This is a genomic window from Coriobacteriia bacterium (assembly GCA_003149935.1).
In the GTDB taxonomy this organism is placed as follows: Bacteria; Actinomycetota; Coriobacteriia; order Coriobacteriales; family QAMH01; genus QAMH01.
On sequence record QAMH01000007.1, the window covers coordinates 23,197 to 41,797 of the forward strand.

Consider the following 18,601-nt stretch of genomic DNA (forward strand, 5'->3'; position numbering starts at 1 on the left):
GTGAGCGTAGTCGAGAAACCTCGCTCGCTATAGATTTCTCCACTCCGGCGCTACGCGCCTCCGGTCGAAATGACAACGGGAGGCGTCACACTCCTCCGGTCGAAATGACAGCAGGGGCTACGGCTCCTCCGGTCGAAATGACGAAGAGAGAATGAAGGGAAACGATGGCAATGAGCGCTACGATGAAGCGATTCGCATATGTTGCCCTGGCGCTTGCCTTGGCGGTAGGACTCATGCCGGCCGCGGCATGGCTGGCACCCGCTTCGCAGGCATCAGCAGATGAGCCGACCGAAGTCGCGCCGCTCGTTGCGGCCGTTGTCGCCGAGCTTGGCGATGATGCCGATGCGGGGCTGACGGCACAGGCCGCTGCTGACGAGACGGTGAAGGTTGCTGGCGTGGAGTACTACTCAAAAGCCCGCGAGGTGCTTGCCATCGTGAACAAGGAGCGCGCGGCCCTGGGTCGCTCCGAGCTCAAGTTCGACGAGAAGATGATGGATGCCGCCATGCAGCGTGCGACCGAGCTTGCGGTTTTCTACAGCCATACGCGACCGGATGGGTCAAGCAGCTCCACCGCCATTCCCGCCGATAGACAGCGCTACTGTGGCGAGAATATTGCCATGGGCCAGGAAAGCGCCACGGAGGTTATGAAGGGTTGGTTCAATAGCGAACGGGACATCTGGAAGGCCTCTCTCAATACCAATTCGTATAACGGAAAGGCCCTGCCTTCCGGCTGGCAAAACATGTCGGCCTACGAGCTTTATCAAAGGGCGCCGGAATTCTTCAATGCGGTTGGCCAGTATCTCAACATCATAAATCCCGATTTCAAGTCCATTGGCATCGGTTGCTTCACCCAGGGAGGACTGTTTTCCTGGACCCAGGAGTTTAGTAGCGCGACTCCCGAAGGCAACGTCAAGACAAACGACGTGAACAACACGCGCAGCATCAATATCAATTACCAGACCTGTGGCACTAACCAGGGCTTTAACTTGGACACGAATCTTGACAATATGAAGGTGCTGAACGTCGGTTCCACCAAAGAGATGAGCTACTGCATATACAACGCGGGCTTTTCTCGTGTCTACGGCATTGTCGACCCCAGCAGCGCCACGTGGACGAGCTCGAACACGGGCGTCTGCACGGTCAGCAAGGATGGCACCGTCAAAGGCGTTGGTGCCGGGACGGCTACGATCACCGCGCGCCTTGGTTCGGGCAGGCAGCTCACCCATCAGTGGACGGTGAGCGAATCGGTGGCCACCATCCCCGTCCCCGACATTCCCAACCAGACCTACACGGGTAGTCCCATCGAGCCGAATCCGACCGTGACCTCCAACGGCAAGACACTCGTCCGGGGCACCGACTACACCGTGAGCTACAGCTACAACGTGAATGTCGGCATGGCGAGCATGACGATTACGGGCATCGGCAAGTACTCGGGCGTGAAGGAGCTTAGGTTCACGATCGTGCCGGCGTCTATCACGGCCGTCGAGCTGAGCCAGACCCGCTATGCTTACAATGGCCAGGACAAATGGCCGGACATCACCGTCAAGAGCGGCGATCGCGTCCTTACCGAGAATGCGGATTACTACGTGACCTACCCTGGCGACATGCGAAGCATCGGCAATCACACCATCACCGTCACCGGCATGGGCAATCATACTGGCTCGATGGGCGCGACTTTCGAGATTACCGAGGAGCTTGCTCCTGGTTCGAGCGAGCCTGACCCCAATGATCCCGGTCAGGTGATGTATCGCCTCTACAATCCCAATAGCGGCGAGCACTTCTACACCGCGAGCGACGAGGAGCGATGGCACCTCATCGACGTCGGCTGGAACGACGAGGGCACGGGCTGGACGGCTCCAACCATAGGCGAGCCGGTTTATCGCCTCTACAACCCCTATGCAGGCGAGCATCATTACACGCCAAGTGCTGGCGAGCGTGATGCGCTCGTGGCCGCAGGTTGGAACGACGAGGGCATCGGTTGGCAGACCGGCGGCAAGACCCCGCTGTATCGTCTCTACAACCCCAATGCCTACGCCAACAACCACCATTACACGACAGAGGCTGGCGAGCGCGATATCTTGCTGGGCATCGGCTGGCGAGACGAGCAAGTCGGCTGGTACGGCCTCGGGAAGTAAGGGGGACGAGAAGAGCGTGCGAAAGGAAACGATGCTTGTGGCTTCCATGATGAGACGATTCGCGACCACGGCTCTGGCCCTCGTGTTGGCCCTTGCCCTCGTACCGGCTGTTGCCCTGGCCAGTCCGGCACGGGCAGCGGATATCGCAAGCGGCACGAGCAACACCTGTTCCTGGACGATTGACGCTGCCGGTGCGCTCGTCATCGCGCCCTCAGATGGTGCCAGCGGCACACTCGATGACTATACGCGCGATGATGCCCCCTGGCTCGCCCATCGCGATGCGATCAAATCGGTCGTCATCAAGTCCGGCGTCAAGGCGAATGGCGGCCTCGTTGGCATCTTCTCGCGTTGCCCCAACCTCGCCTCCGTGGACCTTTCCGGTCTCGATAGCACCAATGCCACGAACATGGCCAACATGTTCTATTCCTGCACGGCGCTCAAGCAGCTGGACCTGACGGGCCTCAACACCGTTCGCGTGGAGACCATGAACTCCATGTTCAACAGCTGCCGCGCACTCGAATCGCTCAACCTCGCGGGCTTCAACACCGCCAACGTCTCGAGCATGAGCGGTATGTTCGCTGGCTGCTCCTCGCTTACCAAGCTCGACCTTTCGAGCTTCAACACCTGGCGCGCGATGAACATGAGCGGCATGTTCGAGTACTGCACGATGCTCAAGGAGGTGAGGCTCGGCTCGAGCTTTAGCTTCAAGGGCGCCAAGGAAGAGGTGCTGACCGAGCTTCCCGGCGGCAACTGGCTGTCTGCTGCACTCGGTTATACCTTTACGGCGGCTGACCTTGCCGCACAGCGCAATGACACGACCGACAGCTACACCAAGGTGACGACCCCCATTGCCGACCCGGATACCTACGAGGCGATGTTCCGCCTCTACAACCCCAATAGCGGCGAGCACTTCTACACGTCGAGCACCGTCGAGCGCGACCACCTGATTAGCGTGGGCTGGAACGACGAGGGTACGGGTTGGACGGCGCCCAAGGCGGGCGATGCGGTCTACCGCCTCTACAACCCCTATGCCGGCGAGCATCATTACACGCTTTCCACCGTCGAGCGCGATAGCCTCATCGCCGCCGGCTGGAACGACGAGGGCATCGGCTGGCGCTCTGATCCGGCCCAGCGCGTTGCCTTATATCGCGTCTATAATCCCAACGAGTATGCGAACAACCATCACTACACCAAGGAGGCCGGCGAACGCGATATCTTGCTCAGCAAAGGTTGGCAAGACGAGGGAACCGCCTGGTACGGCATCGGATAGCGGGACTGTCATTTCGAGCGAAATGGCGAGATTCCTCCATTACGCCGCCTATCGGCGGCTCCAGTCGGAATGACAATAATACCCACCCTTTGTCATTTCGAGCGAAGCGAACGAAGTGAGCGGAGTCGAGAAATCTCAAACGCTCTAGCAACGACGGAAAGGAAGCCCATGAACGCGAAAGCACTGACCAAACGATTTGCGACCACGGCCCTGGCCCTCGCGCTGGTCGTCGCCTTCATGCCAGCCGTGGCGTGGACGGGCGCGGTGCCGCAGGCCCAGGCTGCCGATAACGCTGCCGCTTCTCACGAGATCGTGACCGTGACCGGCACGGAGGACTACGATGAAGCGCACGCGGTCCTCGACATCGTTAACAAGGAGCGTACGGCGCTGGGCCTCGACCCCCTACAGCTTGACGTCGAGCTGACCGAGACCGCCATGCAGCGTGCCGCCGAGCTCTCCGTGCTCTACAGCCACAATCGCCCGGACGGAACGAACTGCTTAACCGCCTTTCCGACGATGGGCTTCACGACTTGGGGAGAGAACATCGCCATCGGCTATGGCAGCGCGGCAGACGTCATGGAGGGCTGGTTCTATAGCGAGCGCAAGCTCTACGAAGAGGGCGAGCGCGACCGCGACAAGGTCGGCCATTACCTCAACATCATCAATCCCGATTTCAAGTCCATCGGTATCGGCTGCTTCATGCAGGGCACCTACTATTGGGAGCAGGCGCTAAGCGGTGAGGAGCCGGCTCGAATCACGACGGGAGGCACCGTCGAGAAGTCGCACAGGATCAACATCGACTACGATGTCTGCGGTACGGACCAGGGCTTCAACAAGAACGATGATCTCACGGGCAAGACGCTTGCGGTGGGCGAAACCTTCGAGATGCACTATGACGTGACCAACGATCGTTGGCGCTACAACTACGTCACGCTTGACCCGAGCTGTGTGACCTGGACGAGCTCGGACACGAGCGTCTGCACCGTCGACCCTGCTGGCGTTGTCACGGCCCGTGCCGTGGGCAAGGCGACGGTCACCGCAACGCTGCCCTCGGGTCGCTCCCTCTCGCATGAGTGGACGGTTGTCGAGGCGAAGCCCGAGTCCACTCAGGTGATGTACCGCCTCTACAATCCCAATAGCGGCGAGCACTTCTACACGGCCAGCACCGTCGAGCGCGACGCCACGATAGCCGCCGGCTGGAATGACGAGGGCATCGGCTGGACTGCTCCCAGCGAGTCGAACACACCGGTCTACCGCCTGTACTCGGGGACAGACCACCATTACACGATGAGCATCGTCGAGCGTGACCATCTCATCGATGTCGGTTGGACGCTCGAGGGTGACAACGCCGAAGGCATCGCGTGGTACTCCGATGATCAGAAGCGCGTGCCGCTGTATCGCCAGTTCAATCCCAACGTTGATCCGAGTGCGCCTCTCAATAACTCCGGCTCGCACAACTATACGACCAGCCTTGAGGAGCATGAGCAGCTGATTTCGATTGGCTGGCGCGGCGAGGACGTCGGCTGGTACGGCGTGGGGTAACCTCCTGTCATTTCGACCGGAGGCGCGTAGCGCCGCAGTGGAGAAATCTCGCCACTGAGATTCCTCCATTACGCCGCCTATCGGCGGCTTCAGTCGGAATGACAATAATGCATTCGACCGAAGCGACCGTACCCCCATTGTCATTTCGACCGGAGCGAAGGGACGCCCCCTGTCATTTCGAGCGGAGCGGAGCGGAGTCGAGAAATCTCTCCTCCTCTGCCCGAAAGCAACGGCGCAGACCCAGAAATGAGTCCGGGCCGTCTCGTTTCGGCGGATTCTGCCAAGACGCTCCCGCACAGCCCCGCGCTGTGGGTCTACGCGGCACCAAATCGGCCGCATGCAACCCTCGCATGGGTCTGCGCAGCTCAAACCGGGCAACGGGGTCGTATCATGGACGCATCTAGCTGACGCGTACCCGCCCACGGAGAGGACGAGCACGATGATGAAGAGATTCGCGAGCACGGCGCTGGCAATTGCACTGGTGGCGGCGCTTGTTCCCATGGCAGCCGCTTTCGCTGCAACTCCGCGGGCGACGGTAAACCAGGACACTCTGACCATTAGCGGCACGGAGCATTACGATATGGCCCACGAGGCCCTTGCCATCGTCAACAAAGAACGAGCGGCTCTAGGTTATGCGCCCCTCCAATTCGATGCGGAGCTTATGGAGACCGCCCTGCTGCGCTCTGCCGAGATAGCGGTAAATTACGACCATGTTCGTCCGGATGGATCCGAATGGTTCACTGCCTTTCCCGGAGGAGAAGCTGATGGCGATGGCTTCCAGGGAGGAAGCATAGCGGCGGGGCAGAAGAGCGCGGCCGCGGTCATGCAAACGTGGCTCTACGATGCGCGTCAGGTTTGCCGGTGGGAAGACCAGGGCATAACCTTGGAAGATGCCATCGTTGCCGGTAACTATCGTTTGCCCAGCGGTGTCCTGATCACGGAAGGTACGAGCGACCGTTGGGTTTCGCTCTATTACGAGAACATCATCAATCCCGATTACAAGTCAACCGGCATTGGCTGTTTCTTCCATGACGGCATGTACTATTGGCAGCAGTCGTTCAGCACCGAGGATGCGCAAGGCAGCGTCAAGACCGGTAGCGCGCCCGTGACTCGTCGCATGCTCGTCGACTATGTCTTCTGCGGTGCCAACCATGTTTTCAACGCAGGCTTCGATTTTGCTACAAAGCCGTCGTTGGCCCCAGGCGAGACCTTTGCCATGAGTTACTGCATAAAGAATGATGGCTTTGATCGCGCCCATTGCGCCATCGATGCCGGCAACGCCGTCTGGGCGAGCTCGAACCCCGGCGTCTGCACTGTCGACCAAGACGGCATCGTTACCGCCAAGGCCATAGGCAACGCCACCATCACCGCCACGCTTCCGTCTGGCAGAAGCGTCTCGCACGAATGGAGCGTGAAGTCTTCGTTGGGCGATGCAGTCGTGTCGGGCATTCCGAGCGTGACCTATACGGGATACAAGATAAAGCCAGACCCCACGGTCACTCTTGGTGGCAAGCGCCTTGTCGCGGGCATCGACTACACGCTCGGTTATGCGAATAACGTCAATGCGGGAAGCGATGCGAGGATTATCTTGACGGGCATTGGTGACTACGCTGGTTCGAAGACCGTCTATTTCGAGATTGGTCCTGCGCCGATTACTTCGGCAACGCTGAACTACACCCAGTTCACCTACGATGGCACGGAAAAGAAGCCTGCCGTGACCGTGAGGTCTGGAAACAAGGTTCTAGGCGAAGGTGACTATCAGATATCCTGGCTCAATGACGATATGACGAGTGTGGGCACCAAGGTCATCGAGGTAAGCGGGCTTGGCAATTATGGCGGCACGGTGAGGGCCACCTACGAAATTGTAGCTGCCGCCGCACCGCAAGAGCCGCCAGCGCCAGATTCCCCATCGGATCCAGATGCTCCTGACCAGCCGGAAGTGCAAGACCCTGATGTACCTGAGGAGCCCGATGCGCCCACCGCGCAGCCTCAGACCATGCACCGTCTCTATAACCCCAACTCCGGCGAGCATTTCTACACTTCGAGCGACGTGGAGCGCTCCGCCGTAGTCGCAGCCGGTTGGATTGACGAGGGTGTTGGCTGGACCGCGCCTGATGATGGTATCCAGGTCTATCGTCTCTACAATCCCTATGCGGGCGAGCATCATTACACCATCTCCGTCGAGGAGCGCGACATGCTGGTTTCCGTGGGCTGGGTCTGGGAGGAAGGCGGCTGGTTTTCCGACCCTGATCAGGCCGTCCCGCTATATCGTGCCTATAATCCCAACGCCTACTCGAACAACCATCACTACACCGCCGATCTAGGCGAGTTTCAACGGCTGATTTATCTGGGTTGGGTTGACGAAGGCGTCGGCTGGTATGGTGTGGGGTAGCAGGAAGTGAAAGGAAACGTTACATGAGAAAGGCACTATCCGTCTTCTTTAGCGCAGCGCTGGCGCTCGCCATGTTGCCCGCGGTGGCGTTTGCCGCGCCCGTGGTCCAGTCTGACGCCGACGCGTCGCTGACTGCCCAGGTATCGGATGATCAAACCGAGGTCATGTACCGCCTCTATAACCCCAATAGCGGCGAGCACTTCTACACGTCCTCGACTGTCGAGCGCGACAACGTCATCGCCGCGGGCTGGGATGACGAGGGCATCGGCTGGACGGCCCCCATCCGGGGCATCCAGGTCTATCGCCTCTACAACCCCTTCGCTGGCGAGCATCATTACACCACCTCGCCCGACGAGCGCGACATGCTCGTGGGTGCCGGTTGGACCTGGGAGGAGGGAGGCTGGCTTTCCGATCCCGATAAGGCCGTGCCCCTGTACCGCGCCTACAATCCTAACGCCTATGCCAACAACCACCACTACACCACCGATTGGGGCGAGTTCCAGACGCTCCTCTCCCTCGGCTGGCAGGACGAGGGCGTCGGTTGGTACGGCGTGAACCCCAACTCCGGGGATGCTGGGAACGATTCCGGTAACTCTGGCAACGGCTCCAACGGCTCAAACGATTCCGGTGACTCCAACAACCCCGGAGGCTCGGGAGACTCGGGCACCGACTCTGACGATTCCGCGACAATATATGTCGTCACCTTTGATGGCAACGGCGGGACCATGACCGGTGCGGTGCAGCGCTCCGTGAAGAAGGGAAGCGCCCTTGGCGATGGGCCGATGGTGACTCGTGATGGCTACGACTTCACCGGCTGGTTCACCTCGCCCCATGGAGGCAACCAATACACGTCTTCGACGCCGGTCAACAGTGACGTGAAGCTCTTTGCCGGCTGGAAGCTCAAGGTCACCGATCCTGACGAGAAGCCCACGTATCGTGTGCAGTTCAATGCCACCGGCGGGTCGGGTACCATGTCGCCGATTTCCTACTACCGCGACACCACCTATAGCCTACCCCGCAATCTCTACAGTCGCAGCGGGTACACGTTCGACGGTTGGGCGACGGAGCAGGGTGGCGCCAAGCGCTTCTCTGACGGCGAGCAGGTGAGCAACCTCGGACTCGGCGGAAGCACCATCATCCTTTACGCCCGTTGGAAGGCGAATACGACCGCTGCAGCAGCCGCTTTCGCTGCAACTCCGCAAGCAACGGCAAATCAGGATACGACATCGTTGAGCGATGCGGTCGTCGCCCCCATTCCAAGCGTCACCTATACGGGAGCCGAGATAAAACCGGATCCTGCCGTGACGATCGATGGCAAGCGCCTTGTCAGGGGCGTTGATTATTCGCTCAGCTACGCAAGCAACATCGACGCTACCGAGAGGGCGACCGTGATCATCGAGGGCATGGGAAGCTATACGGGACGCAAGTACGCCTACTTCACGATCGAGCGTGCCTCGATCACCGATGCAAGCGTGACGGCGAACCCAGCGCAGTACATCTATGACGGCGCGGAGAAAACGCCGGCTGTGACCGTGAATCTTGGCGGCAAGACGCTCCAGGACGGCCCAGACTACTATGTCTATCCCGTGACAGATAATGTCAATGTCGGGACCAAGGTCCTGCACGTATACGGAGAGGGCAACTATTCGGGCACCAAACCCGTCGCCTATACCATCACTCCCGCCCAGCTCAGCTCCGTGAGCCTCAGCGAGACGCGCCTTACCTATACCGGCTTTTGGCAGGAGCCCAAGCTAACCGTGATGGGTGCTGGCAAGGTGCTCGAGGAGTGGACCGACTACACCGTTTCGTATCCTAATGACTGCACCAGTGTCGGCACGAAACACCTGGTCATAACCGGATGCAAGAACTTTACCGGTACGCTGGAGGCAGAGTTCGAGATCGTCCCCGAAGCATCAAGCGATCCTTCGAACCCCGTGGCCACCCAGGTGATGTACCGCGCCTACAACCCCAACTCCGGCGAGCACTTCTACACGGCGCACTACGCCGAGGTGGAATCCATCGTGGCCGCGGGATGGCAGTACGAGGGCGAGGCGTGGACCGCGCCGGTGACGAGCGCCACGCCGGTCTACCGCCTGTACTCGGGCACCGACCACCACTACACCACGAGCGTCGTCGAGCGCGACCACCTCGTGTCCGTGGGCTGGAGCGACGAGGGCATCGGCTGGTACTCCGACGACAACGAGGCCGTCGGGCTTCACCGCCTGTTCAACCCCAACGTCGATCCCAACGCGCCGACCAACAACTCCGGAAGCCACCACTACACCACGAGCGAGGTCGAGCGTGACCACCTGGTCTCCATCGGCTGGCGCTACGAGGACTTCGGCTGGTACGGGGTGAGGTAAGTTCGAACGAAGGGCGAGATTTCTCCACTCCGGCGCTTCGCGCCTCCGGTCGAAATGACAGGGGAGGCGTGCGGCCCCTCCGGTCGGAATGACAATGGTGCCGCTGGCATTCTCAATTGTCGAGGGCTTGTGAAGTGCCGGAAACGATTGCGTACCGCACCCCGATTTACTTGTCATTTCGGCGAGTTATCTTGGAGAGGACCGCGGCAGTCCGTACAATGCTCCAAAGAATCGCAACAGGCTCCCGTGCCGGCTTGAAAGGAACCTGAGATGTTCGCACAACCAAAGACTTCGTTCTCGAAAAAGATCATAGCCTGCCTCTGCGCGCTTGCCTTTGCCGCAAGCCTCATGCCCGTTGCCGCTTTTGCAGCACCGACGCAACAGGAAGCGGCCGCGGAGGACTCCGCTCTCGTTGCCCAGGCAGATGGCAAGCTTGACGTTACCTACCATAGCGAGCGGGAGATCAAGAACTACTACCGCGAGCACAACATCAACCTGAACCAGGGCGTGAGCTTTTCGGCGGTCCCCAACGCGACGAGCCCCTATGCCGTGGGTGCCATGAGCAAGACATCCCTCGAGCAGTCGCTCGCCACGCTCAATTTCGTTCGCTTTGTCGCGGGCCTCGATGCCAACGTCACCCTTGATGACGAGTACACGCAGCTCGCCCAGGCGGCCGCGCTCGTCGATGCCGCAAACGGCCAGCTCACTCACACTCCCACTCGCCCCGAGGGAATGACGAGCGACATGTACGAGAAGGGCCTCGCGGGCGCTCAGGCAAGCAATCTGTATGCCTCGTCCGGAACCGGCAGCATCAATGCGGCCATCCTTTCCTGGCTCGACGACTCTGACGAGCACAACATCTCGGTTCTTGGTCATCGTCGCTGGGTGCTGAATCCCTACATGGGCAAGACCGGCTTTGGTGCCGTGGCAGATTCTGGTGGCAAGGGTGGCTTCAGAGGCTGGGGCGCCATGTACTCGATTGACAACAGCAATACGCGTGCCTCGCAGAAGAACGTCGCCTGGCCTGCGGAGAACACCCCCATGGAGCTCTTCGCTTCCGATAGCGCCTGGTCGCTTTCCACGGGCGCCGATCTTGACGCCTCCCAGGTGAAGGTCACGGTCACGCGCAATTCCGACATGAAGACCTGGAATCTCTCTCAGGGCAGCGCCGATGGTGACTTTTACGTCAACAACGATAACTACGGACAGAAGGGTTGCGTTATCTTCCGCCCCAAGGACCTCTCCGTTGGCGTGGGAAGCGGCGAAAACGACTTCTACCAGGTTTCCGTCACGGGTATTCCCAATCCCGTGAGCTACAAGGTGAGCTTCTTCGGCCTGAGCGACGAGATTACCTCGGTCACACTGCCCCAGACCGAATACGAGTACACCGGCTCCGAGATCACGCCCAAGCCGAGCGTCAAATACTATGACCGCCTACTCACCCAGGACAGGGATTACGAGGTCGCCTACAGCAACAACGTCAACGAGGGAACAGCCACGGTCAAGGTTACCGGTATCGGGACCTACACGGGTACGCTGACGACCACGTTCAAGATCGTGCCGCCTTCGGCCACTAAACCGAGCGACCCGCAACCTTCGGACCCCATCGGCACGCCCGTCGTCATGTATCGCCTTTACAATCCCAACAGCGGCGAGCATTTCTACACCGCGAGCGAGTACGAGCGCGCTTATCTCATCAACATCGGTTGGAACAACGAGGATGTTGGCTGGATTGCGCCTTCCGATGGTGACCCCGTCTATCGCCTCTACAACTCCTATGCCGGCGAGCATCACTACACGCTGTCGGCCTACGAGCGCGACCATCTCATCAGCGTCGGCTGGAACGATGAGGGTATCGGCTGGTATTCCGGCGGACGCACGCCGTTATACCGTCAGTACAACCCTAATGCCTACGCCAACAACCATAACTACACGACCAGCGAATACGAGCGAGACAACGTGCTCGCCGCTGGCTGGAACGACGAGGGCATCGGCTGGTACGGCATCGAGTAGCCCGAGATCCAAGGAGGATAGAGCATGAATACCAAGACGCAAGTCATGCCGCTGAAAGGCGTTATCGCAGCTCTTTGTGCGCTGGCGTTGGCGCTGGCTCTCGTGCCCGTCACGGCGCTCTCCGCCCATGCGGATAACCCGGCAAGCAGCACGAGTGGCGAGTGCACGTGGACGATCGATGGCGCAGGCACCCTCACCATCGCCCCTGCCAACGGCTCAAGCGGAACGCTCGCCAATCTCGAGTACCATACAGACAACAGCGCTCCGTGGCTTGCCCATCGCAGCGCCATCAAGGCCGTGGTCATCAAGCCCGGCGTCAAGGCAAACGAGAACCTGAGCGGCATGTTCGCCGACTGTGCGTTCATCACGTCCATCGATCTGGCTGGTCTGGATACCGCCCGTACCACCAACATGGAGAGCATGTTCCTCGGGTGCACTCGTCTCGCGACCATTGATGCGACAAGGCTTTCCACGGCCAACGTCGAGGACATGACCATGATGTTCAAGGGCTGCTCGGCCCTCACCTCGCTTGACGTTTCCGGGTTCAACACATCGAAGGTTGTCAAGATGCAGGCCATGTTCGAGTCATGCACGGAGCTGAGCACGCTGAACGTATCGGGCTTCGACACCTCAAAAGTCGAGGTCATGACAGGCATGTTCGCGAGTTGTCCGCGTCTGTCGTCTCTCGACGTCTCCAGGTTCGATACCTCGCGCGTGACGCACATGGACAGCATGTTCTCCGGGTGCGCCTCGCTCGGATCCCTAAACGTTTCGAACTTCGATACCTCGCGCGTCGCGGTCATGGGCAACATGTTCTCCGGCTGCTCCTCCATCGGCTCGCTCGATGTCTCCAAGTTCGACACCTCCGACGTCATCAGCATGGAGGGCATGTTCTACGGCTGCAAGGCGCTTCGCTCGCTGGATCTCTCGAGCTTCGATACCTCCAAGGTGACGAGGATGGAGCTCGGACCCTACAAGATGTTCGGCGGCTGCGATGACCTTGCCGAGGTGAAGCTTGGCACCGGCTTCAGCTTCAAGGGCGCGAGAAACGAGGTGCTCACGACGCTGCCCGAGGGCGAGTGGCACTCGGAGGCCCTGGATAAGACCTTCACGGCCGCGCAGATCGCCGCCGATCGCAATAACGCGGCTGATAGCTACAGCAGGTACATTCCCGATGACCCCGAGAAGCCCAGGCCGACGGAGCCTCAAGGTGAGCGCATCACGATGTTCCGCCTCTACAACCCCAACTCGGGCGAGCACTTCTACACGTCAAGCGAGGTCGAGCGCGACAATTGCGTGGTCAACGGCTGGAATGACGAGGGCATCGGCTGGATTGCCCCGTCCGAGGGTCAGCCGGTCTACCGTCTCTACAATCCCAACCTGCCTGGTGAGCATCACTACACGATGAGCACCGTCGAGAAGAGCAACCTCACGAGCCTGGGTTGGATTGACGAAGGCGTGAGGTGGTATTCGGGCGGATATACGCCGCTCATGCGCGAGTACAACCCCAACGAGTACGCGAACAATCATAACTACACGTCCAGCGAAGTCGAGCATAACCATCTTGTTAGCATTGGTTGGAACGACGAGGGCATAGGTTGGTATGGAATCGAGGGACGCTAAAGCGCGTCCTGGAAGAAAAAGCGCCTAGCGCATGAAGGAGGAATCCATGGAGATTTCGAAGTCAACACACTGGAGAGTCGCAAGGGCGCTGCTCGCCGTGCTCTGCGCATGCGCGATCGCTCTGGCGGTCACGCTGGCTGCACAGCCTGCCCAGCAGGCCTATGCGGCTAACGGAAAGACGGGCGCCGAGGTCATGTTCCGTCTCTATAACCCCAACTCCGGCGAGCACTTCTACACGTCAAGCGAGGTCGAGCGCGACAATTGCGTGGTCAACGGCTGGGATGACGAGGGCAGGGGCTGGGTTGCCCCCACCGAGGGCGAGCCGGTATACCGCGTCTACAATCCCAACGCCGGCGAGCATCACTACACGATGAGCACCGTCGAGCGCGATAGCCTGGTTTCTTTGGGCTGGATTGACGAGGGCGAGCGCTGGCGCTCCAACGCCACGAAGCACGTCGTGTTGTACCGCCTCTACAATCCCAACGAGTTCGCCAATAACCACCATTACACCAAGGATGCTGGCGAGCGAGACATTCTGGTAAGCAAGGGATGGAAGTACGAAGGCGAGAGCTGGTATGGCACGGAGTATTACGCTGATATCGAGATGAAGGACCTGGGCACCATCACGGTCTCCCTCGATGCCACCGCTGCTCCCAAGACGGTCGACAACTTCGTGAAGCTCGCCAACAAGGGCTTCTACGACGGACTGACTTTCCATCGCATCATCAAGGACTTCATGATGCAGGGCGGCGACCCGCTTGGCACCGGTGGTGGCGGTAGCGGTGAGAACATCATCGGCGAGTTTGCCGACAACGGCTTCGATAATCCCATCTCCCACACGAGGGGTGCGATTTCGATGGCTCGCTCCAGCGACCCCAACTCCGCCAGCTCGCAGTTCTTCATCTGCCACAAGGATGTGACTGACCTGGATGGCCACTATGCCACGTTCGGCAATGTCATCGATGGTATCGAGATCGTGGACAAGATCTGCGACGAGATTGGCAAGCCTGCTGATGATCCCAACAACGGAATGATTGACAGGGATAAGCGCCCTGTCATCAGCAAGATCACGACGGGCCTGCTCTAAGCAGGAGCGAGAACGGGGTGGCCGCTCTCTGAGTGACCACCCCGTTTCGTCAGGCAAAACAAAAACGGGCCGGCATGATGCCGGCCCGATTCTTTATGGTGGGGCATAAGGGATTCGAACCCCTGACGTACTGATTCGTAGTCAGTCCCTCTATCCAGCTGAGGTAATGCCCCGATGAAGCCTGAACATAATACCACCGCAGCCGAGCATGTCAAATGCTGTTTCAATTTGCAATGCACTTTCTCCCTGTCATTTCGACCGGAGGAGCGGCACGCCTCCCCTGTCATTTCGACCGGAGGCGCGAAGCGCCGGAGTGGAGAAATCTCGCAGCAAGTCGCTGTCCTGGACAATAGGCGGGCGCTGCGCGCATGAATCGTCGGGAGATTTCTCGACTCCGCTCACTTCGTTCGCCTCGCTCGAAATGACAGAGAGGGAACCATGATTGCTTCCTCCAAAATGACAAACGAACACGTGCTATGATTTCGCAATACGTGTGAATTTCAACTGGAGGTTAATCATGTGCGCAAATGGCGTAAACACCCAGCAGCTCAAGGATACGGTCAATCAGATTGACGAGACGGTCGCTCTCACGAGGCGCTGGACGCATCGCATGTACCATCTCGCATCCGATGGGCAGATGGAGCGCACCGCCATGCAGCTCCAGAAGATCCAGATGGAGCTCGACAACGTGCGCGAGATGCTCACCGAGGCCCAAGATGCCATCGAGCGCGATGACGCCGACACGGGCGTAACGGTCACCGCTGTCTAAGCTTTCCATGACGCAGGCTCAAGACACCACGCTCGTCGTGCTCGCGCATGCGCCTCTCGACGTGCGGGTGGCTTCTGCCCTGCAATCCGCTGCGCAGGCGCTCGGCTATGCGGACGGCTGTGCCATCGTGCAGCTCTCGGAGACCGGCGATCTCAAGCGTTTCGTCTTCGAGGCCGATCCCTGGTCGCTCATCGCAATCGATGACGCTTCGATTGACGCCTTGCGCGGGGCTTTCGATCTAGATGAGCAGGCCTTTGCCGCAGATGTCCCCGTGCATGTCACAGGCTATCGACTGGTTGCCGTGCCAGGATTCGCGGATTGCCTCGATGACCCCGATGCCAAGCGCGTTGCGTGGGTTCGCATGCAGGCAGCCGCTCATCCAGGCAATCCGCTCGACTAGTCCGAATGCGGCGTGTATCACCTCGTAACGTTTGTGCTATCATTCCGATTTGCGTCGAATTGGCACGGAGAGCTGGCCGAGTTGGCTGAAGGCGCTCGCCTGCTAAGCGAGTATAGGGTTAGATAGCCCTATCTGGGGTTCGAATCCCCAGCTCTCCGCCAGACGCTTTTTTGTTGTCCAGAAGAAAGGAACTCTGTGAAACCCCGACCTCACAGTAGTTAGCCTTTCCGGACCTCCTCTTGGCGGCCCGGTGGGGCCGTCGTTTCGCCACGCATAACAGCATCGCGCGGGTCATGCCCGCATAGCCTTTTTGCGCGGCACATAGGTATGAATAGAGGAGTCCGCCTGCATGATTTACCTGCGTCAGATTCTCAAGCAACCCGTCTTCGATAAGGACGGCGAACAAATCGGCGTCATCAGTGACTTGGCCATCGCCACCGGCGAGGTCTTTCCGCGCGTCACCTCGCTGGCCTTCATTGGCCCGCGCAAGACTCCGTTTATGATTTCGTGGCGCAAGTACGTCGAGTCCTATGATGGCAGCTGCGTACGCCTCAACGTGCCGTCGTCGGACATTCGCTTCTCGTACCTGCAGCCCGATGAGGTGTTGCTCGCGCGTGATTTGCTCGACAAGCAGATCGTCGACACGCAGGGCATGAAGGTCGTGCGCGTTAACGACCTCAAGCTTTCCGATAGCCCGGCGGGTCTGCGCCTGCTCGGTGCCGAGACGGGCATCCGCGGCCTGCTCTTCGGCATCTCGCCGCATCTCGAGAAGGCCGTCAACGCCATCGCGACGGCTTTTGGGCATCCGCTCAAGGAGCGTCTCATCGCGTGGAACTACATGGAGCTCATCGAGCGCGACATGTCGCAGATCAAGCTCTCCGTGAGTCACAAGCGCCTGCATGACATGCATCCGGCCGATGTCGCCGACATCATCGAGCAGCTCGAGCCGCAGCATCGCCAGGCGGTCTTCGACAAGCTCGACGCCGGTCAGGCAGCCGATGCGGTCGCCGAGCTCGAGGACGAGTTCCAGGCCGATGTCATCGAGGACATGACCACGAGTCGCGGTGCCGCCGTTCTCAACGAGATGGATCCTGATGACGCGGCCGACATCATCGGCGACCTGCCGTATGACAAGGCCGAGAAGCTCCTGCGACTCATGGGCGTCGAGGAGTCGGCCTCGGTGCGCTCGTTGCTCGGCTACAAGGAGGAGACGGCCGGCGGCATCATGACCACCGACTTCCTCACCGTGAACGATGACCTGACCGTCTCGGATGCCATCGAGGCCATACGCGAGATGGACGAGAACCAGGAGAGCATCCACTACCTCTACCTCGTGTCCGACAACGACGTGCTCACCGGCGTGCTGAGCCTGCGAACGCTCGTCATCGCCAAACCCGAGATGTCGCTTGACGAGCTCAGCACAAAGGAGCTCATTACCGTGCATCCCGACCTCGACCAGGAGGAGTGCGCACAGACCATTGCCAAGTACGACTTGCTCGCCATTCCCGTCGTCGACGAGCAAGGTGTCATGCTCGGCGTCGTCACCGTCGATGATGCCATGGACGTTTTGGAGGAGGAGCACGAGGAGGATCTGCAGCAGCGCTCCATCTCGAGCCCCTGGGTCATCGGCATCATCGTCGCGCTGCTCATCGTTATCGGCGTGCTTATCTTCATGCTCAATAGCTAGAGGGCGATGACGTGACGAACGAGAAGCTGACAGAACGCGAGGGATTGCAGCAAGGCCAGCCGGCTCCACGCAAGAGGAGCCGCGTCCTCATCGTGCTCGCGGCGCTTGGTCCTGGCGTTGTCGCCGCAATGGCGGGCAACGATGCTGGCGGCATCTCGACATATTCGACCATCGGTGCCAAGTTCGGCTACGGGACCTTGTGGATTATCCCCATCATGATGGTGATGCTCGCCATCGTGCAGGAGGGAGCCTCGCGCATGGGCGCGGTGACGGGCAAGGGCTTCGCGTCGCTCATTCGCGAGCAGTTTGGCGTGCGCCTGACCGCGCTCGCCATGATTGCCGTGCTCATCGAGAGCGGCGCTGCCACGCTTTCGGAGTTTGCCGGTATCGCCGCTGGCATGGAGCTCTTTGGCGTGAGCAAGTACATTGCGGTTCCCATTGCCGGCGTCGTTGTGTGGCTGCTTGTCATGGGCGGCAGCTACAAGCGTGTCGAGAAGGTGTTCCTTGCCATCAGCTGCGTGTTCGTGACGTATATCGTCGCGGCGTTTCTCGCGCAGCCAAATTGGGGCGAGGTCGGTTTGTCTCTCGTGATTCCCCATTTCGAGAATAACCCGAGTTTCATCAGCTTGGTGATTGCCACCGTGGGCACCACCATCGCTCCCTGGATGATTTTCCTGACGCAGAACAACGTCGTGGATAAGGGCGTCACGCCCGACGAGCTTCCGCTCGAGCGTATCGATGCCATTGGCGGTGCGATTGTCGCGTGTGCGGTTGCCGGCTTCATCATCATCACGACGGGCACCGTCCTGTATCCGCAGGGAATCACCGTGGACAGCGCCGCCGCGGCCGCAACGGCGCTCACGCCCATCGCCGGGCAATACGCCACGGTGCTCTTCGGCGTCGGGCTCGTCGCGGCAAGCTTCTTGGCTGCCTGCGTCGTTCCGCTTGTGGCCTCGAGTGCCATTTGCGAGGCATTTGGCTGGGAGCGCGGCGTGGACCGCGGCTGGAACGATGCCCCCGCATTCCGCGGCATCTACACTGCCATGATCGTCATCGGCGTCGTGGTGACGCTCATTCCCGATGTCAGCCTCATCAGCATCATGTTGATTGCGCAGTTCGTCAGCGGCGTGCTGTTGCCGGTCCTGCTCATCTTCATGGTGCTCATCCTCTCCGACCGTCATGTCATGCGCGCGTACACCAACCGCCGACTGCTCACCGTGCTCATCTGGGTGCTCATCGTGGTAGTCTTCGTGTTGACGATAGGCTGTTTGGCCATGACCGTGCTCGGCTTTTGAGGTGAGAGATGCGCTGCTGGGAAGA

The 18,601-nt window shown here is 59.9% G+C and carries 12 protein-coding genes, 2 tRNA genes and 3 pseudogenes; 16 read left to right on the forward strand and 1 reads right to left on the reverse strand.

What is annotated here, in order from left to right; genetic code table 11:
* Positions 1-164 precede the first annotated feature (164 nt).
* The 11 genes and pseudogenes from DBY20_06005 (at position 165) to DBY20_06055 (ending at position 14,425) form a co-directional block, all read left to right on the forward strand.
* Positions 165-2,135: a hypothetical protein gene (locus DBY20_06005; GenBank protein PWL78422.1), complete on the forward strand. Its 1,971-nt coding sequence runs from the start codon at positions 165-167 to the stop codon at positions 2,133-2,135.
* Positions 2,026-3,405 (forward strand): hypothetical protein, encoded by a 1,380-nt coding sequence (locus DBY20_06010; protein ID PWL78423.1) that lies wholly within the window; start codon positions 2,026-2,028, stop codon positions 3,403-3,405. The genes DBY20_06005 and DBY20_06010 overlap by 110 nt, the downstream gene beginning before the upstream one ends.
* Before the next feature lie 69 nt (positions 3,406-3,474).
* Positions 3,475-4,947, forward strand: coding sequence for a hypothetical protein (locus tag DBY20_06015; GenBank protein ID PWL78424.1), 1,473 nt, complete (start codon positions 3,475-3,477; stop codon positions 4,945-4,947).
* A gap of 337 nt (positions 4,948-5,284) precedes the next feature.
* Positions 5,285-7,339, forward strand: coding sequence for a hypothetical protein (locus DBY20_06020; GenBank protein PWL78425.1), 2,055 nt, complete (start codon positions 5,285-5,287; stop codon positions 7,337-7,339).
* 164 nt (positions 7,340-7,503) lie between these two features.
* Positions 7,504-7,893: pseudogene (locus tag DBY20_06025) on the forward strand (hypothetical protein).
* Positions 7,894-8,064: 171 nt separating this feature from the next.
* A pseudogene (locus tag DBY20_06030) lies at positions 8,065-8,244 on the forward strand (hypothetical protein).
* Positions 8,245-8,310: 66 nt separating this feature from the next.
* Positions 8,311-8,451 (forward strand): annotated as a pseudogene (locus DBY20_06035) (hypothetical protein).
* A gap of 837 nt (positions 8,452-9,288) precedes the next feature.
* Positions 9,289-9,702 carry a hypothetical protein gene (locus DBY20_06040; protein ID PWL78587.1) on the forward strand — a complete coding sequence of 138 codons (414 nt, stop codon included), beginning with the start codon at positions 9,289-9,291 and terminating at the stop codon, positions 9,700-9,702.
* 270 nt (positions 9,703-9,972) lie between these two features.
* On the forward strand, positions 9,973-11,715 hold the full coding sequence (locus DBY20_06045; protein ID PWL78426.1) for a hypothetical protein: 1,743 nt from the start codon (positions 9,973-9,975) through the stop codon (positions 11,713-11,715).
* Between the two features lie 24 nt (positions 11,716-11,739).
* The gene (locus DBY20_06050) at positions 11,740-13,338 is read left to right on the forward strand and encodes a hypothetical protein (protein ID PWL78427.1); all 1,599 of its coding nucleotides are present in this window, start codon (positions 11,740-11,742) and stop codon (positions 13,336-13,338) included.
* Between the two features lie 370 nt (positions 13,339-13,708).
* A complete protein-coding gene (locus tag DBY20_06055; GenBank protein PWL78588.1) occupies positions 13,709-14,425 on the forward strand; it encodes a peptidylprolyl isomerase in 717 nt (238 codons plus the stop codon).
* 96 nt (positions 14,426-14,521) lie between these two features.
* Here DBY20_06055 and DBY20_06060 read toward each other — a convergent pair.
* Positions 14,522-14,598, reverse strand: a tRNA-Arg gene (locus DBY20_06060).
* Positions 14,599-14,942: 344 nt separating this feature from the next.
* Between DBY20_06060 and DBY20_06065 the strand changes: the two genes are divergently transcribed.
* The 5 genes from DBY20_06065 (at position 14,943) to DBY20_06085 (ending at position 18,576) form a co-directional block, all read left to right on the forward strand.
* Positions 14,943-15,194: a dynein gamma chain protein gene (locus tag DBY20_06065; protein PWL78428.1), complete on the forward strand. Its 252-nt coding sequence runs from the start codon at positions 14,943-14,945 to the stop codon at positions 15,192-15,194.
* A 7-nt stretch (positions 15,195-15,201) separates the two neighbouring features.
* Positions 15,202-15,594, forward strand: coding sequence for a hypothetical protein (locus DBY20_06070; GenBank protein PWL78429.1), 393 nt, complete (start codon positions 15,202-15,204; stop codon positions 15,592-15,594).
* 66 nt (positions 15,595-15,660) lie between these two features.
* Positions 15,661-15,755, forward strand: a tRNA-Ser gene (locus tag DBY20_06075).
* Between the two features lie 188 nt (positions 15,756-15,943).
* Positions 15,944-17,281 (forward strand): magnesium transporter MgtE, encoded by a 1,338-nt coding sequence (locus tag DBY20_06080; GenBank protein ID PWL78430.1) that lies wholly within the window; start codon positions 15,944-15,946, stop codon positions 17,279-17,281.
* A 128-nt stretch (positions 17,282-17,409) separates the two neighbouring features.
* A complete protein-coding gene (locus DBY20_06085; GenBank protein PWL78589.1) occupies positions 17,410-18,576 on the forward strand; it encodes an Mn transporter in 1,167 nt (388 codons plus the stop codon).
* Positions 18,577-18,601 lie beyond the last annotated feature (25 nt).

Excerpts from the sequence above, each read along its gene's own strand:
- DBY20_06040 (PWL78587.1), top strand. The coding sequence starts at position 9,289 with ATGTACCGCGCCTACAACCCCAACTCCGGCGAGCACTTCTACACGGCG.
- DBY20_06005 (PWL78422.1), top strand. The coding sequence starts at position 165 with ATGGCAATGAGCGCTACGATGAAGCGATTCGCATATGTTGCCCTGGCG.
- DBY20_06050 (PWL78427.1), top strand. The coding sequence starts at position 11,740 with ATGAATACCAAGACGCAAGTCATGCCGCTGAAAGGCGTTATCGCAGCT.
- DBY20_06055 (PWL78588.1), top strand. The coding sequence starts at position 13,709 with ATGAGCACCGTCGAGCGCGATAGCCTGGTTTCTTTGGGCTGGATTGAC.
- DBY20_06015 (PWL78424.1), top strand. The coding sequence starts at position 3,475 with ATGACAATAATACCCACCCTTTGTCATTTCGAGCGAAGCGAACGAAGT.
- DBY20_06080 (PWL78430.1), top strand. The coding sequence starts at position 15,944 with ATGATTTACCTGCGTCAGATTCTCAAGCAACCCGTCTTCGATAAGGAC.
- DBY20_06065 (PWL78428.1), top strand. The coding sequence starts at position 14,943 with ATGTGCGCAAATGGCGTAAACACCCAGCAGCTCAAGGATACGGTCAAT.
- DBY20_06045 (PWL78426.1), top strand. The coding sequence starts at position 9,973 with ATGTTCGCACAACCAAAGACTTCGTTCTCGAAAAAGATCATAGCCTGC.
- DBY20_06010 (PWL78423.1), top strand. The coding sequence starts at position 2,026 with ATGCCTACGCCAACAACCACCATTACACGACAGAGGCTGGCGAGCGCG.
- DBY20_06070 (PWL78429.1), top strand. The coding sequence starts at position 15,202 with ATGACGCAGGCTCAAGACACCACGCTCGTCGTGCTCGCGCATGCGCCT.
- DBY20_06020 (PWL78425.1), top strand. The coding sequence starts at position 5,285 with ATGCAACCCTCGCATGGGTCTGCGCAGCTCAAACCGGGCAACGGGGTC.
- DBY20_06085 (PWL78589.1), top strand. The coding sequence starts at position 17,410 with ATGGCGGGCAACGATGCTGGCGGCATCTCGACATATTCGACCATCGGT.